The 14,982-nt window shown below is 72.0% G+C and carries 17 protein-coding genes; 11 read left to right on the top strand and 6 right to left on the bottom strand.

The features are described 5' to 3' along the window. The first annotated feature begins 2 nt into the window (after window positions 1-2). The 5 genes from deoC (at window position 3) to ACR68M_RS21755 (ending at window position 4,749) form a co-directional block, all read left to right on the top strand. Complete coding sequence (gene deoC / locus ACR68M_RS21775) at window positions 3-989, top strand: deoxyribose-phosphate aldolase (protein ID WP_441245782.1); 987 nt, start codon at window positions 3-5, stop codon at window positions 987-989. A 5-nt stretch (window positions 990-994) separates the two neighbouring features. Further along, on the top strand, window positions 995-2,476 hold the full coding sequence (locus ACR68M_RS21770) for an aldehyde dehydrogenase family protein (RefSeq protein ID WP_441245781.1): 1,482 nt from the start codon (window positions 995-997) through the stop codon (window positions 2,474-2,476). Then, window positions 2,469-3,368: an aldehyde dehydrogenase family protein gene (locus tag ACR68M_RS21765; RefSeq protein WP_441245780.1), complete on the top strand. Its 900-nt coding sequence runs from the start codon at window positions 2,469-2,471 to the stop codon at window positions 3,366-3,368. The genes ACR68M_RS21770 and ACR68M_RS21765 overlap by 8 nt, the downstream gene beginning before the upstream one ends. A gap of 238 nt (window positions 3,369-3,606) precedes the next feature. After that, entirely contained in the window at window positions 3,607-3,978 is a 372-nt protein-coding gene (locus ACR68M_RS21760) for a hypothetical protein (RefSeq protein ID WP_441245779.1), read from the top strand. A 111-nt stretch (window positions 3,979-4,089) separates the two neighbouring features. Continuing rightward, window positions 4,090-4,749, top strand: coding sequence for an ATP-binding protein (locus ACR68M_RS21755; RefSeq protein WP_441245778.1), 660 nt, complete (start codon window positions 4,090-4,092; stop codon window positions 4,747-4,749). Between the two features lie 86 nt (window positions 4,750-4,835). Here ACR68M_RS21755 and ACR68M_RS21750 read toward each other — a convergent pair whose 3' ends face one another. Continuing rightward, window positions 4,836-6,134: a nucleotide disphospho-sugar-binding domain-containing protein gene (locus tag ACR68M_RS21750; RefSeq protein ID WP_441245777.1), complete on the bottom strand. Its 1,299-nt coding sequence runs from the start codon at window positions 6,132-6,134 to the stop codon at window positions 4,836-4,838. Between the two features lie 242 nt (window positions 6,135-6,376). Further along, complete coding sequence (locus ACR68M_RS21745; protein WP_441245776.1) at window positions 6,377-7,210, bottom strand: SigE family RNA polymerase sigma factor; 834 nt, start codon at window positions 7,208-7,210, stop codon at window positions 6,377-6,379. 273 nt (window positions 7,211-7,483) lie between these two features. Here ACR68M_RS21745 and ACR68M_RS21740 point away from each other — a divergent pair, with 273 nt between their 5' ends. The 4 genes from ACR68M_RS21740 (at window position 7,484) to ACR68M_RS21725 (ending at window position 10,675) form a co-directional block, all read left to right on the top strand. Then, entirely contained in the window at window positions 7,484-8,167 is a 684-nt protein-coding gene (locus tag ACR68M_RS21740) for a response regulator (RefSeq protein WP_441245775.1), read from the top strand. 61 nt (window positions 8,168-8,228) lie between these two features. Next, window positions 8,229-9,725: an ATP-binding protein gene (locus tag ACR68M_RS21735; protein ID WP_441251676.1), complete on the top strand. Its 1,497-nt coding sequence runs from the start codon at window positions 8,229-8,231 to the stop codon at window positions 9,723-9,725. Next, entirely contained in the window at window positions 9,722-10,006 is a 285-nt protein-coding gene (locus ACR68M_RS21730; protein WP_441245774.1) for a hypothetical protein, read from the top strand. The genes ACR68M_RS21735 and ACR68M_RS21730 overlap by 4 nt, the downstream gene beginning before the upstream one ends. 48 nt (window positions 10,007-10,054) lie before the next feature. Continuing rightward, window positions 10,055-10,675 carry a VanZ family protein gene (locus ACR68M_RS21725; RefSeq protein ID WP_441251675.1) on the top strand — a complete coding sequence of 207 codons (621 nt, stop codon included), beginning with the start codon at window positions 10,055-10,057 and terminating at the stop codon, window positions 10,673-10,675. Here ACR68M_RS21725 and ACR68M_RS21720 read toward each other — a convergent pair. Next, window positions 10,612-11,226, bottom strand: a complete 615-nt coding sequence (locus ACR68M_RS21720) for a DUF4328 domain-containing protein (protein ID WP_441245773.1) — start codon at window positions 11,224-11,226, stop codon at window positions 10,612-10,614. The two genes, ACR68M_RS21725 and ACR68M_RS21720, sit on opposite strands and share 64 nt — an antisense overlap. 309 nt (window positions 11,227-11,535) lie before the next feature. On the opposite strand from ACR68M_RS21720, the gene ACR68M_RS21715 reads away from it, so the two are divergent. Continuing rightward, on the top strand, window positions 11,536-11,718 hold the full coding sequence (locus ACR68M_RS21715) for a PspC domain-containing protein (protein WP_441245772.1): 183 nt from the start codon (window positions 11,536-11,538) through the stop codon (window positions 11,716-11,718). A 98-nt stretch (window positions 11,719-11,816) separates the two neighbouring features. On the opposite strand, the gene ACR68M_RS21710 is transcribed toward ACR68M_RS21715, so the two are convergent. Both ACR68M_RS21710 and ACR68M_RS21705 read right to left on the bottom strand, forming a co-directional pair. Further along, window positions 11,817-12,332 carry a hypothetical protein gene (locus ACR68M_RS21710; RefSeq protein ID WP_441245771.1) on the bottom strand — a complete coding sequence of 172 codons (516 nt, stop codon included), beginning with the start codon at window positions 12,330-12,332 and terminating at the stop codon, window positions 11,817-11,819. A gap of 214 nt (window positions 12,333-12,546) precedes the next feature. Further along, window positions 12,547-13,689, bottom strand: coding sequence for an adenosine deaminase (locus tag ACR68M_RS21705; RefSeq protein ID WP_441245770.1), 1,143 nt, complete (start codon window positions 13,687-13,689; stop codon window positions 12,547-12,549). A gap of 126 nt (window positions 13,690-13,815) precedes the next feature. Between ACR68M_RS21705 and ACR68M_RS21700 the strand changes: the two genes are divergently transcribed. After that, the gene (locus tag ACR68M_RS21700) at window positions 13,816-14,136 is read left to right on the top strand and encodes a DUF2087 domain-containing protein (protein WP_441245769.1); all 321 of its coding nucleotides are present in this window, start codon (window positions 13,816-13,818) and stop codon (window positions 14,134-14,136) included. On the opposite strand, the gene ACR68M_RS21695 is transcribed toward ACR68M_RS21700, so the two are convergent. Further along, the gene (locus ACR68M_RS21695; RefSeq protein ID WP_441245768.1) at window positions 14,107-14,973 is read right to left on the bottom strand and encodes an alpha/beta hydrolase; all 867 of its coding nucleotides are present in this window, start codon (window positions 14,971-14,973) and stop codon (window positions 14,107-14,109) included. The two genes, ACR68M_RS21700 and ACR68M_RS21695, sit on opposite strands and share 30 nt — an antisense overlap. Window positions 14,974-14,982: the final 9 nt, after the last annotated feature.

Here is a 14,982-nt window from a genome sequence, read left to right as displayed (position 1 = left end):
CCATGTCCACTGTTGCAGCCAATGCCCTCGGCGCTGCGGGCGGCGGCCTTCAGGACGTTGCGGCGTCCGAGGCCTCGCTCCGCCGCTTCCTGCACGGCCTGCCCGGCGTCGACGCCGTCGGCCTGGAAGCCCGCGCCGCCACCCTCGGCACTCGTTCGATCAAGACCACGGCGAAGGCGTACGCCATCGACCTGGCGATCTCGATGATCGACCTGACCACGCTGGAAGGCGCGGACACGGTCGGCAAGGTGCGCGCCCTGTGCACCAAGGGGCGAAACCCCGACCCGACCGACCTGACCGCCCCCCGGGTGGCCGCGATCTGCGTCTACCCGGACATGGTCGCCACCGCCAAGGCGGCCCTGGCCGGGACCGAGATCCAGGTCGCCTCCGTCGCCACCGCCTTCCCGGCGGGCCGCGCGGCCCTGCCGGTCAAGCTCGCCGACACCGCCGACGCCGTCGCGGCCGGGGCGGACGAGATCGACATGGTGATCGACCGGGGGGCCTTCCTCTCCGGCCGCTACATGTCGGTCTTCGACGAGATCACCGCCGTCAAACAGGCGTGCGTGCGCCCCGACGGCACCGCCGCCCACCTCAAGGTCATCTTCGAGACCGGCGAGCTGCAGACGTACGACAACGTGCGCCGCGCCTCCTGGCTGGCGATGCTCGCCGGCGCCGACTTCATCAAGACCTCCACCGGCAAGGTCGCCGTCAACGCGACCCCGCCCGTGACCCTGCTGATGCTCGAAGCCGTCCGTGACTTCAAGCAGCAGACCGGCATCCAGATCGGCGTGAAGCCCGCCGGTGGCATCAAGACCACCAAGGACGCCATGAAGTACCTCGTCATGGTGAACGAGACCCTCGGCGACGACTGGCTCTCCGCGCACTGGTTCCGCTTCGGTGCCTCCAGCCTGCTCAACGACCTGCTGATGCAGCGTCAGAAGCTCACCACCGGCCGGTACTCCGGTCCCGACTACGTGACGGTGGACTGACCCTCATGGCCAAGAACAGCAAGAAGACGACCGACGCGCCCGTCCGCAAGGGCGGCCTCTTCGAGTACGCCCCGGCCCCCGAATCCCCCGCCGCCGCCGGCGACATCGCGACCTCGTACGGCCACTTCATCGGCGGCGAGTTCGTCGACAGCAGCGGCAGCGAGGCCCTGAAGACCGTCAACCCGGCCACCGAGCAGGTGCTCGCCGAGTTCGCCCAGGGCACCGAGGAGGACGTCGACCGCGCGGTCGCCGCCGCCCGCCGGGCCTTCGCCGACTGGTCGGCGCTGCCGGGCAGCGAGCGCGCCAAGTACCTGTTCCGGATCGCCCGGATCATCCAGGAGCGCTCGCGCGAGCTGGCCGTGCTGGAGTCGATCGACAACGGCAAGCCGATCCGCGAGACGCGGGACGTCGACCTCCCGCTGGTCGCCGCACACTTCTTCTACTACGCGGGCTGGGCCGACAAGCTCGACTACGCCGGGTACGGCGCCGCGCCGAAGCCGCTCGGCGTGGCCGGCCAGGTCATCCCGTGGAACTTCCCGCTGCTGATGCTGGCCTGGAAGATCGCCCCGGCGCTCGCCACCGGCAACACCGTGGTGCTCAAGCCCGCCGAGACGACCCCGCTGACCGCGCTGCGGTTCGCCGAGATCTGCCGCCAGGCCGGTCTGCCGAAGGGCGTCGTCAACATCGTCACCGGTGACGGCCGGACGGGCGCGGCGCTGACCGCGCACCCGGACGTCAACAAGGTCGCCTTCACCGGCTCGACCCCCGTCGGCCGGGCGATCGCCAAGCAGCTCGCGGGCACCCGCAAGAAGCTCTCGCTGGAGCTCGGCGGCAAGGCCGCGAACATCGTCTTCGACGACGCGCCGATCGACCAGGCGGTCGAGGGCATCGTGAACGGCATCTTCTTCAACCAGGGCCACGTCTGCTGCGCGGGCTCGCGCCTGCTCGTCCAGGAGTCGATCCAGGACGAGCTGCTCGACGCGCTGAAGCGCCGGATGGGCACCCTGCGGGTCGGCGACCCGCTGGACAAGAACACCGACATCGGCGCCATCAACTCCGCCGCCCAGCTGGCCCGGATCACCGAGCTGACCGCGGCGGGCGAGGCCGAGGGCGCCGAGCGCTGGGCACCCTCCTGCGACCTGCCGGGCGCGGGCTACTGGTTCCGCCCGACGCTGTTCACCGGCGTCAGCCAGGCCCACCGGATCGCCCGCGAGGAGATCTTCGGCCCGGTGCTCTCGGTGCTGACCTTCCGCACGCCCACCGAGGCGGTCGAGAAGGCCAACAACACCCCGTACGGGCTCTCCGCCGGCATCTGGACGGAGAAGGGCTCGCGCATCCTCTGGATGGCGAACCAGCTCAAGGCCGGCGTGGTGTGGGCCAACACCTTCAACAAGTTCGACCCGACCTCGCCGTTCGGCGGCTACAAGGAGTCGGGCTACGGCCGCGAGGGTGGCCGGCACGGTCTGGAGGCCTACCTCGATGTCTGAGTCGCTCCGTCTTGACGTCCTCAAGACCTACAAGTTGTACGTCGGCGGGAAGTTCCCGCGCTCCGAGAGCGGGCGGGTGTACGAGGTGTCGGACAGCAAGGGCCAGTTCGTGGCCAACGCCCCGCTCGGCACCCGCAAGGACACCCGCGATGCGGTGCTCGCCGCCCGCGCGGCGGTCAAGGGCTGGTCCGGGACCACGGCCTACAACCGTGGCCAGGTGCTCTACCGCGTCGCGGAGATGCTCCAGGGCCGTCGCGAGCAGTTCGCCGCCGAGGTGGCCGCCGCCGAGGGCATCGGCGGCAAGAAGGCCGCCGCACTGGTCGAGCAGGCCATCGACCGCTGGGTCTGGTACGCGGGCTGGACGGACAAGGTCGCGCAGATCGTCGGCGGGTCCAACCCCGTCGCGGGGCCGTACTTCAACCTCTCCGTGCCCGAGCCGAGCGGCGTCATCGGCATCGTCGCGCCGCAGACCGGGTACGGGCACTCGCTGCTCGGCCTGGTCTCGGTGATCGCCCCGGCGATCGCCACCGGCAACACCGTGGTCGTCGCCGCGGCGGCCGGTGCCCCGCTGCCCGCGCTCTCGTTCGGCGAGGTGCTCGCCACCTCCGACCTGCCGGGCGGCGTGGTCAACATCATCTCCGGCCGCACGGCGGACATCGCCCCGACGCTGGCCTCGCACCAGGACGTCAACGGTCTCGACCTGGCTGGCGCGATCGACACCGATGGCCCCGGCGCGGCTGCCGCCCTGGAGGCGTCCGCCGCGGATACTCTGAAGCGAGTCATCCGCCCGGCGGTCGACCCGACCGTCCTGGACTGGACCAATGCGCCCGGAACGGACCGGCTACTCTCCTTCCTGGAGACCAAGACGGTCTGGCACCCGATGGGGATCTGACTCCTCGGCAGCCCGCAGGTCACAACTCCAAAGACTGGCCGTCCCCAGTGCCCCTACCCCCCCCAGGGGCCCGGACGTGCCTAGACGGACCCGCACCTCTCCCCCCCTGGTGCGGGTCCGTCGCTCTTGGGGCGGACCCGGCTCCAGCCGATCGGGGGGCGCCCGACGCCTCCCACCTGCGGTACTTCTTGTACCGAACGCTTTTTGGACGCTTTTCAGGCGATGGGGGCACAACACCGTGTGGGAGATCATCGGCGACCTGCTGGGGGTCGGCGTCGACAGCGGACTGCGCGCCGCCCAGGTGCACCGCGCCGAGCGCCGCCTGACGGCGGGCAAGCCCGTACGCGTCCCCTGCTCGGCGCGCGCACCGCAGGAGTCCTCGTTCGCCGACGGCGGCCTGCGGTTCACCGGCGGCGGCAAGGCCGTCTTCGAGGCGCGCGGGCAGCAGTGCCGGACGCTGGCCGTCGGGGGCAGCTTCCGCACCGCCGAGGGCGGGAACACCGAGTGGCCCGTCGCCACGTACCGGCCACCGGGCGGGGCGCCCACGGTGGAGTTCCAGGCGCACCACCGGTACCTGCCGCTGCTGCGGCGGGTGCTTGCGCGGCCGTAGCAGCGGCAGGGTGGGGGCCCGCCCTGCCGCCCTCCGGCCCGTCGTGCGGCCGGAAGATCTCGCTACCGACCGGTTTCGGCTTCGGGGGTGGATGCGTCAGACTGGTGTCTCGTGAGTGACTCCCTGCTGAACCCCGCCCTGACCGCCCGCGCCCTGGTCGTGCTGCTCTCCGGGCCCTCCGGGTCGGGGAAGTCCTCGCTCGCCGCCCGGACCGGGCTGCCGGTGCTCCAGCTCGACGACTTCTACAAGGACGGCGACGACCCCACCCTGCCGGAGTTCGCCGACGGCAGCGGGACGGACTGGGACTCGCCGCTCTCCTGGCACCGCGAACAGGCGCTCGCGGCGATCCGCGAACTCACCAGCACCGGCCGCACCGAGGTGCCGGTGTACTCGATCCCCGACAACGGGCGGGTCGGCACCCAGAGCTTCGACCTGGCCGGTGCCGCCGGTTTCATCGCCGAGGGCATCTTCGCCGCCGAGCTGGTCGGGCAGTGCGCGGCCGAAGGGCTGCTCGGGGACGCGATCTGCCTGCGCAACCAGCCGCTGACCACCGCCTGGCGGCGGTTCCGGCGGGACGTGCGCGAGGGCCGCAAGTCCGTGCCGTACCTGCTGCGGCGCGGCTGGCGGCTGATGCGGGCCGAGCGCGGCATCGTCGGTCGGCAGGTCGAGCTTGGCGCGTACGCGTGTGCGGGGGCCGAGGCCGAGCGCCGGGTCCGCGCGGTGGCGGCGCTGCGGCCGGAGAGCATCGGGTCGCTGACGGTTCTCAGCTGACCGATCTCGGTCGACGGTTCTCAGTCGACCGATGTCAGCTGACAGATATTGAAATCTGTCAGCTGACATCGAGCGGTCGTCATCGGTCAGCCGAGCCCGGCCACCAGCTCCGCGATGGCGTCGAACGGACTGTGCGCCCGCAGCTCGGCACTGAGCGCCTCGGCCCGCTCGCGGTAGTCCGCACCCCGGAGCACCTGGTCGACCGCCGTGCGGAGGTCCGCCTCGGACGGGCGCCCGGTACGCAGGTCCACGCCGACACCGCTCCACCGCACCCGGGCCGCGACCTCAGGCTTGTCCTCCCCGGCCCCCGCGACCACCAGCGGCACCCCGTACCGCAGGGCCGTCTGCACGCCGCCGTACCCGCCGTTGCTGACCAGCACGTCCGCGTGCGGCAGCAGCCGGTCGAACGGTACGTACCCCACCGCCCGGCAGTTGGCGGGGAGCCGGCCGAGCACCGCGGCCAGCTCCTGCGGCCCGTCCGGGCGCGCGGTGGCGGCGACCACCAGCACGTCGCGCCCCGCCAGGGCGCGGACGGCGGGGGCCACCAGCTCGGTCAGGTCGTCGTTCGCCAGGGTGCCCTGGGTCACCACCACCACCGGCCGTCCGTCCTCCAACTCCGGCCACCAGTCCGGGAGTTCATTACCCGCGCCAGCCGGGGTAGACAGTGCGCCGACGAACCGGAAACCGGCCGGGGCATCACTGCGCGGGTACTCGAAGCCGGGCACGGTGAGCTGGAGGTAGTGGTCCGGCACGGTGACCGCCCAGTTGCTGCGGGGCCCCTCGGGCATGGTGACGCCGATGCTCGCGAAGACCTCGGCGGCGTACTGCCGGAGCGGCTCGCCGCGCTGCTCCATCTCGGCGTTCAGCGCCCGGTTGCGGGCCCGGCCCTCCTCGCCGGGCTGGGGCGGCAGCGCGAGACCGAAGGGCGCGGTGTCCACGCTCCGCATCATCGGCGGGGTGATCCCGACGTTGACGACGGCCGGGCGTTCGCCCTTCGGGTGCGCCACCGCGAGGGCCTGCGTACCGAGGAAGAAGCTGTCGCTGATCACGGCCTCGGCCGGGAATCCGGCCAGCAGCTCACGCAGCGCGCGGTACTGCGCCGGGGCCGGGTCGGTGAAGATGTGCTTCGCGTCGAAGACCAGGCGCTGCGGGCCGGGCGGGAGTTCGGACCGTCCGGGGAAGTGGTCGTTGATCCTCCGGTCGTCGAAGTCCGCCTCGGGTGGCAGTGCGACGAACCGGGCCCCCGCCGCCTCGGCCGCCCCCGCGAACCGGGCCCCTCCCAGGAAGACCACCTCGTGCCCCCGGGCCACCAGGTCGGCGGTGACGGCGAGCAGCGGCATGGTGTGCCCGTGCGCGGGCATGGCTGTGGTGATGATTCTGGACACGACGAATACCCCCCGATGAGCCTGTACAGATGGTCCAGACCTTAACCCGACCACCCGGGGAGGCCCGGCAGCGACACGACCAGACACGACGGGCGACACAACGTGGGGCCCGGTGCCTCTCCCCGGCACCGGGCCCCACGTTCGGCTGGGGGCTTCCCCCGTCGGCCGCCGCTCCCCCGAGCAGTCGGTCGAACTCCCTCAGCCGTTCACCCGTCCCCCGACGGGAGTCTCTGTCGGCCGCCTCAGGCGACCAGCTCGCCGAACGCGAACACGGTGTCACCGGTGCGGTTCAGCTGCTCGTCGTCGCGCAGCCGGCGCAGTGCGCGCCAGATGCTGCTCTTCACCGTGCCGACGCTGATGTTGAGCACGTCGGCGATCTCCGGGTCGGTGCGGCCTTCGTAGTAGCGCAGCACCAGCATCGTGCGCTGGTTCTCGGGCAGCTTGGCGAGCGCCTGCCAGAGCACGGCCCGCAGCTCGGTGCCGCCCATCGCGTCCGTGTCGCCGACCGTCTCGGGGAGTTCCTCGGTGGGGTACTCGTTGAGCTTGCGGCGGCGCCAGGCGGAGATGTGCAGGTTGGTCATGGTGCGGCGGAGGTAGCCCCCGACCGCGGCCTTGTCGGTGATCCGGCCCCAGGCCCGGTACGTGCTGAAGAGCGCGCTCTGCAGCAGGTCCTCGGCCTCGAAGCGGTCGCCGGTCAGGTGGTAGGCGGTGGCGTAGAGCGAGGCCCGGCGCTCACGGACGTACGCCGTGAACTCCTGGATGTGCTCGTCCGCGACGACCGGCTGCTCGGCCGGAACGACTGCCGGGACCACTGCCTGCTGGACGGGCTCAACACCCTTTACGGGCTGGACCGGCGCCAGGCGAAGCAGAGTGGTACCGGCCGCCTCGCGACCGGCCGCGCCCCCCGCGCGGCCGACCACGTGCGACGCCCCCGCCCTGCTCCCGGTGCTGTGTGCGCACCCCCGTACGACCACGGCACCGGAGGTCTCGTCCTTCCGTACCTCGAAGTGCGTGCGAGTCGACGAACGCATCGTGCGAATGCCCGCGGTGTTGCGGGACTTGAGCGTGGCGTTCATCGTGCACCCCCATGGTCGGTACGAGCGGATCCTTCTCCGCCGCCTTCGTCGGGGCCGTTCTGGCTGGCCCGTTCTCCGGCGACAGACAGAATCCTGCCGGGCCGTCGTCTTGGCGCTGTCCGCCGACTGTCACAGGGCTGTCACAGCGGAGGGGACTTTGGTCCGTACCTCACGCTCACCGGAGGGGACGCCTCCGGGGCCGGGACGGTTCCAGGGCCGGGCGGGTGCCCCCGGGTGGGTGGACAGTGGCGCTGCGTGGGCCAGAATGAGCGCGTGCCTTTCCTCCTTCTGATCGAGGACGACGACGCCATCCGGACCGGCCTCGAACTCGCCCTCACCCGCCAGGGCCACCGCGTGGCCGCCGCCGCCTCGGGCGAGGACGGCCTGAAGCTCTTCAAGGAGCAACGGCCGGACCTGATCGTGCTGGACGTGATGCTGCCGGGCATCGACGGCTTCGAGGTCTGTCGTCGCATCCGGCGGACCGACCAGCTGCCGATCATCCTGCTGACCGCGCGCTCCGACGACATCGACGTCGTGGTCGGGCTGGAGTCCGGCGCGGACGACTACGTCGTCAAGCCGGTGCAGCCGCGCGTGCTGGACGCCCGCATCCGGGCCGTGCTGCGGCGCGGCGAGCGGGAGAGCTCCGACTCCTCCGTCTACGGCAGCGTGGTGATCGACCGCTCCGCGATGACCGTGACGAAGGACGGCGAGGACCTCCAACTCACGCCCACCGAGCTGCGGTTGCTCCTCGAACTGAGCCGCAGGCCGGGCCAGGCGCTCTCCCGGCAGCAGCTGCTGCGGCTGGTCTGGGAGCACGACTACCTGGGTGACTCGAGACTGGTGGACGCCTGCGTGCAGCGGCTCCGGGCGAAGGTCGAGGACGTGCCCTCGGCGCCGACGCTGATCCGCACCGTACGCGGGGTCGGCTACCGCCTCGACCCGCCGAACCAGGCCTGATCCCCCTCCCAACTCCCCTCCCCTGATCTCCTTGCCCCGACTCGACGATGGTGACGACGCGTTGACCGACCCGCAGACCCCCCGGCTGCCGCGCTCACTGCGCTGGCGGCACCTGCGCTCCCTGCGGGTGCGGCTGATCGCGGTGTTCGCCGCCGTCGCCCTCACCACCGCCGTCTCCGCCTCCGGCATCGCCTACTGGCTGAACCGCGACGCGGTGCTCAAGCGTGCCCAGGACACTGCTCTGCGGGACTTCCGGGGCTCCCTGACCCGCAATGTCTCGGACCTGCCGCTGAACGCGACCTGCGCCGAACTCGCCAACCTGGCAGGCATGGTGGCGACCTCCGGCCTCAACTACCAGGTGGTGGTGACCGACGAGGCGCAGCCCGGCTGCACCGCCTCCTCGGATCCGGGGCACTTCACGCTGGCCCAGGTGCCGCCCGCGCTGCGCAGTGCGGTGAGCACGCCGCGCGAGGTCGGTTCGCACAACTCCTTCGCCTACCACCTCTACTGGCAGCGGGTGAACCTCGAAGGCCATCCGTACCTGGTCGGCGGCAGCAAGGTGGCGCCGACCGGGCCGACGGCGTACATGTTCAAGTCGCTCGACAACGAGCGGGTCGATCTCAACACGCTCGGTTGGTCGTTGGCGATCGCGACGCTGCTGTCCCTGATCGGCTCGGCGCTGCTCGCGCAGGCCGCGTCGTCGACCGTGCTGCGCCCGGTCCGGCGGCTCGGGGAGGCCGCGCGACAGCTCGGCGAGGGGCGCCTCGACACCCGACTGGAGGTCGAGGGCAGTGACGAACTCGCCGATCTGGCACGGACGTTCAACCGGACGGCGGCTTCGCTCGGCGCCCAGGTGGAGGAGCTCAGCGCGCGCGAGGCGCAGAGCCGGCGGTTCGTCGCCGACATGTCGCACGAGCTGCGGACGCCGCTGACGGCGATGACGGCCGTCACCGACATCCTGGAGGACGAGGCCGACACCCTGGACCCGATGATCGCCCCGGCCGTCCAGCTGGTGGTCAGCGAGACGAGGCGGCTCTCCGATCTGGTGGAGAACCTGATGGAGGTCACCCGCTTCGACGCGGGCACCGCCAAGCTCGTCGCGGACGAGGTCGACATCGCGGATCTGATCATGTCCTGCATCGACGGGCGGGCCTGGTACGACGCGGTCGAGCTGGACGCCCCGCGCGGGGTGCTGGCCGTGATCGACCCGCGCCGGCTCGACGTGGTCTTCGCCAATCTGATCGGCAACGCGCTCAAGCACGGCGGCTCACCGGTCCGGGTGAAGGTCCGGCAGACCGAGGAGGAGGTCGTCGTCGAGGTCTCCGACAGCGGCCCCGGCATCCCCGAGGACGTCCTGCCGCACGTCTTCGACCGCTTCTACAAGGCCGACAAGGGCCGTGCCCGCTCCGAGGGCAGCGGCCTCGGTCTCTCCATCGCGATGGCCAACGCCCAGATCCACGGCGGCACCATCACCGCCGCCAACGGGGAGACCGGCGCCGTCTTCACCCTCACCCTCCCCCTTCACCCGCCCGTCGCCGGGCAGGAGAGCACCCCATGACCCACCGCTCCCGCTCCTTGCTCGCCGCACTCGGCCTGGGCGCCGCCCTGGTCGCCCTGAGCGGCTGCGGCATCCGCCCGACCGCCGTCCCGGTCGACGCGGGCGCGCCCGCCAGCCGGACGGCCTGCCCGAGCCCGCTGCACGTACCCGAAGCAGTCGTCACCCCGGCCCCGCAGCGCTCGGCGCCCACCGTGCTCCCCTTCGGCACGGCCCGTCCGAGCCCGTCGAAGAGCCCCGAGAGCGTCTTCAGCGCCAGCCCTTCGCCCTCGCACTGCCCCTGACCGGCCGGGTACGGAACCGTCCGGCCCCCACCCCGCGTCTTGAAGCCCGTGCACGGAGATGGCGCGACCAGAAAGCCCGGGTGCGGGACCGACAACCCGTCCGCACCTGCGGTCTCCCCTCGGCTGCGGGCCGTCGGAGTCGCACTGCTGGCCCTCCACCTCTGCCTGCTGACCTGGCTGAGCCTGCGGCCGCTCGCCGTCGGCTGGACCTACCCGGCCAACCTGACCCCCTTTGCCTCCGTCGGGCAGGCCTTCCGGCTCGGCGGCCTGGCGGGGGCCGAGCAGCTGGCCGCCGGGCTACTGCCGCTAGCGCCGCTAGGTTTGCTGCTGCCGCTAGCGGGGGGACGACTACGCGCGCCGATGCTGCTCTCCTTCCTCCGTACGGTGGGCGGCGCGGCGCTGCTGGCCACCGGGCTGGAGATCTTCGAGGGCTGGACACCGGGCCATGTCCTGAACGTCGACGACATCGTCCTCGGCACACTCGGGGTGGCGCTCTGCCACCTCTCGCTCGTCCCGCTCTCCCGAGCCGTCCTGCTCCGCCGCCTGCCGCCGGAGACCAAGGCGCACACGGCGAGCAACACAGCACATGACCCGCGTGGGAGCGGTCAGCCGGCGACTGTCGGGGCGAACGACAGCCCGGCCAGGTCGCTCCGGACCTTCGCGTCCTGACCCGCCGTGATCTGGCGGACCACCAGGATCGCCAGCACTGCGGCGACGACGCCGACCACCACGTCGTAGGAGGCATAACCGTTCGGGTGCGCCTCGAACCGCGTGGCGATCGCACCGCCGAGGTTCTTGGCGAGCCAGGCGGCCCACCACAGGTTGATCAGCCACACGCCGCCGACCGGGCTGCCCGCACGCCAGATGTCCAACGCCACCCGCCGAGGCAGCCAGAGCCAGACCACGGGGATGAACCACCCACCGACGGCGAACCCTGCCGAATGCCGGTGCGTCCCGGGCGCGAAGTGCTCGGCGTTCCGGCGGCAGCGCCGGAACCAGCAGACGAAGACCACGATGGTGGCAAGAAACAGCAGTACCGAGAGCGGCGTGCTCTGCACGAAGAAGGCGGACCGCGTCCCACCCTTCGCCGCCAGCACGAGCTGCGCCACCGTCTGTGCGGCGATCAACCCCTGCGCCGCCCAGGCCAGCGGTCGCGGGTCGGCAACCAGCCCGCTGTAGGCCAGCGCACGCGGCGCAGCACCATCGAAACCAGAACTCACTACATCCCCCATCGGTCCGTCCACGACGTCGACCACGCCTGGAGACCGCGCATGCAGGCCGCGCATGGCGATCACGCGTGGAGACCGCCGCAGACTACGCACCCCCCGGGCTGACCGTCCACAAGGTTGAGAGGGCGGTTCTCGGGGGCGCCCCTGAGGGCATCCCTGAGACGTGTGTACGCCGTACCGGGGAGAGGTTCAGGGGCGGGATCGGCAGTAGGGGTGACGCTCCTGGCGGGCGTTGAGCGGAGGATTGAGTCATGCCCACCGGAGAGTCCGGCACCGGGCCGAGACTCTCCGGGAGAGATCATGAGCGCCCTTGCCCGTCCTCGTCACAACCGCATCATCGCCGGTGTCTGCGCCGGTCTCGCCGCCCGCTTCGGGCTCTCGCCCTGGACGGTGCGCATCCTGGCCCTGGTCTCGTGCCTGCTGCCCGGCCCGCAGTTCCTGATCTACCTGGCGCTCTGGCTGCTGCTCCCCCAGGAGCCGTGACACCAGGAGCCAGGACGCCAGGAGCCAGGACACCTGGACGTACAACGGCCGAAGGCCGCCCTCGACGGGGCGGCCTTCGGCCGTTCTGCGTGCGGGTGTCAGCCGCCGATGCCCGGGAGGGGCAGGCCGCCGAGGGCGCTGCCGCCCGGGAGGTGGCCGAGCGCGTCGCCGCCGGGGATCGGCAGGGCGCGGTTGCCGACACCGGCGCCCATCGGGGCGGCGGCCGAGTCCTCGGCCAGCGAGGGGTCGGCCTGCTCCGGTGCGACGGGGGCGGCGGCCGGGGCGGCGGCGGGTGCCGCCATCGGGGCGTGCGCGGCGGCGGGCGCCGGGGCGGCCTGAGCGGCGGGGGCCTGCTCGCCGGCCGGCGGGGTGAGCGCGTTGGCGACGCCCGGGTTCAGGTTGCCGACGGCCTGGGTGACGGGCGCGGTCGCCGGGAGGCTGGAGGCCGCGTGGGTGGCCGCACCCGTGAGCGCGCCCGAGTGCTCCAGCGCGCCGGTGGGGAGGCCGAGCCCGCCCGGGGCGACCGGGGCGGCAGCGGCGGAGCCGGCAGCCACGGCTGCCATCGCAACACCGAGCGCAGCAGTCCCGGCAGCCTTCAGAGTGGCCTTGTTCATGAGTTGGTCCTCAAGTCCTCGTCGGTGGCCGGCGTGCGGACGCGCAGTGAGATCGCCAGCCGCTACACCGTGTCAGCATTGACTGGCACACCGTAGTGACAAGGTCGGGCCCGGATCAAAGGCGCGTCACTCTTGTGAGGGAGTTGTCCGACCATCCGACAGACGCACTACGGGGGTGCGGGCAACAGCCCGCACCCCCGCACCGACCCCTGGATCAGGCGCTGAACAGCCACTCCGCCTTGAGCTCGGCGTAGCCCGGCTTGATCACGTCGTTGATCATCGCGAGCCGCTCGTCGAAGGGCAGGAACGCCGACTTCATGGCGTTCACGGTGAACCACTCCATGTCGCCCAGGGTGTAGCCGAAGGCCTCCACCAGGTGGCCGAACTCCTGACTCATGCTGGTGCCGCTCATCAGCCGATTGTCGGTGTTGACGGTGACCCGGAACTTCAGCCGGCTGAGCAGCCCGATCGGGTGCTCGGCGTACGAAGTCGCCGCCGCCGTCTGGAGGTTGGAGGTCGGGCACATCTCCAGCGGGACGCGCTTGTCACGCACGTACGCGGCCAGCCGGCCGAGCTCGACGCTACCGTCCTCGTTGACCGTGATGTCGTCGATGATCCGGACGCCGTGGCCGAGGCGGTCGGCGCCGCAGCACTGCAGGGCCTCCCAGATCGACGGCAGGCCGAACGCCTCACCGGCGTGGATGGTGAAGTGGTTGTTCTCGCCCTTGAGATAGTCGAAGGCGCCCTGGTGCCGGGTCGGCGGGTGCCCCGCCTCGGCGCCCGCGATGTCGAAGCCGACGACGCCGTGGTCGCGGTAGCGGTTGGCCAGCTCGGCGATCTCCTGCGAGCGGGCGGCGTGCCGCATCGCGGTGAGCAGGGTGCCGACGCGGATGCGGTGGCCGTTCGCGCGGGCGTTGGCCTCACCGAGGCGGAAGCCCTCGTTGACGGCCTCGACGACCTGGTCGAGGGTCAGCCCGGCGTCGAGGTGCTGCTCGGGGGCGTAACGCACCTCGGCGTACACGACGCCGTCGGCGGCGAGGTCCTCGGCGCAGTCGGCGGCGACCTTGATCAGCGCGTCCCGGGTCTGCATGACCGCACAGGTGTGCGCGAAGGTCTCCAGGTACCGGACGAGGGAGCCGGAGTCGGCGGCCTCGCGGAACCAGACGCCGAGCTCCTTCGGGTCCGTGGTCGGGAGCCCCTCGTAACCGCAGGCCGCGGCCAGCTCGACGATGGTCTCGGGGCGCAGCCCGCCATCGAGGTGGTCGTGCAGGAGCACCTTCGGGGCACGGGCGATCTGGTTGGGCGTGGGGATGCGGGGGCCGGTGGTGCCCGCGGCGGCGGGGATCTGCTTCTCCATTGCGGGAGTGTAGCCCTACGCGCGTAGATTTACTATGCCGATCACCGCGCGTCCGCCCCGACACCCCCCGTACGGCGTACCGAAAACCGCTTGGCCGCCCGCGAGTCGGCGTGCGAGGCTCCCCGGGTGAGCAACCTCCCACAGCCGACCGACGCCCCTCGGGCCACCGGCCTCCCTCAGGTCGCCGACCTCTTCCGCGACGGCCGGATCGTGGCCGTCCCGCGCAAGGCCGCCCGGCGGGAGCAGCTGCTCGACCACCTGGCCGACACGCTGTTCGAGCCGGGCCTCGCCTACCGCGAGAGTGAGGTCAACGACGCCCTGCGCACTGTGCACGACGACTTCCCGGCGCTGCGCCGCTACCTGATCGAGGGCGGCTGGCTGAGCCGCACCAAGGACGGCAGCAGCTACCGGCGCGGCTCACGCGGCGCCGACCTCCAGGCCGGCTGACAGGAAGCCGATCGCGTTGTCGACCACGGTCGGCTCGGTGACGATCCTGCGATGGCCGAGACCACGGGTGACCAGCAGGTCCAGGCGGTCGCCGTACGCCTCCTTCAGCCGCCGGGCGTGTCCGAGGCCCACGACTTCGTCGCCCTCGTCGTGCACCACCAGGATCGGCAGGGTGATCTCCTCCGGCCGATGGGCGGCGTCGAAGCGCTGCCACGGGGCCTCGACCCCCGTGAACAGCTCGTGCTCGATCCGGTGCCGCAAGTCCCGCTCGATCTTCGGGTCGAGTCCGAGGCCGGCGCAGAACGCCCCTGGCAGGTAAGCGAATTCGCTCACCCCCGCGATGGCCGCCAGCCGCCCGGCCCGCACCCCCGAGCGCAGCGCCAGGAAGGCCGCTGCCACGCCGAGCGAGTGCGCCACGATCGCCTCGAACTCGCCGTAGCGGCCCTGCAGTTGCTCGGCGATCGCCTGGTACTCGAGCACCGTGGTGGCCCGGCCGCCGGAGTCGCCGTGACCGGGCGCATCGAAGGCGATCGGGCTCAGGCCGAGCGCGCGCAGCCGGGGCACGTACGGGACGAAGCGGGAGGCGCGGGAGCGCCAGCCGTGCATCAGCAGGACGGGACGGGCACCGGGGCCCCAGCGGTAGACCGCCACGGGCTTGCCGTTCACTTCGATCCGCTCGACAGCGGCCCGGTGGTGGATCTCGCGCTCCTGCGGGCGGACGGCGCTGCGCCGCAGGGGGCGCTGGAAAAGTTCGAAGGCGGCGCGCCCGGCCAGGCGGGGCGCGAGGTGCGAGGTGGCGTTGAGGGCGGTGCTGACCAGCGCCTTGGCCGGGTCCATACGGTCTCC

Origin of the sequence: Kitasatospora sp. McL0602 (genome assembly GCF_052076145.1) — a bacterium.
Classification (GTDB): Bacteria; Actinomycetota; Actinomycetes; order Streptomycetales; family Streptomycetaceae; genus Kitasatospora.
Note: the sequence above shows the minus strand (reverse complement) of the source record. Positions and strands in the feature narration are given on the sequence as shown.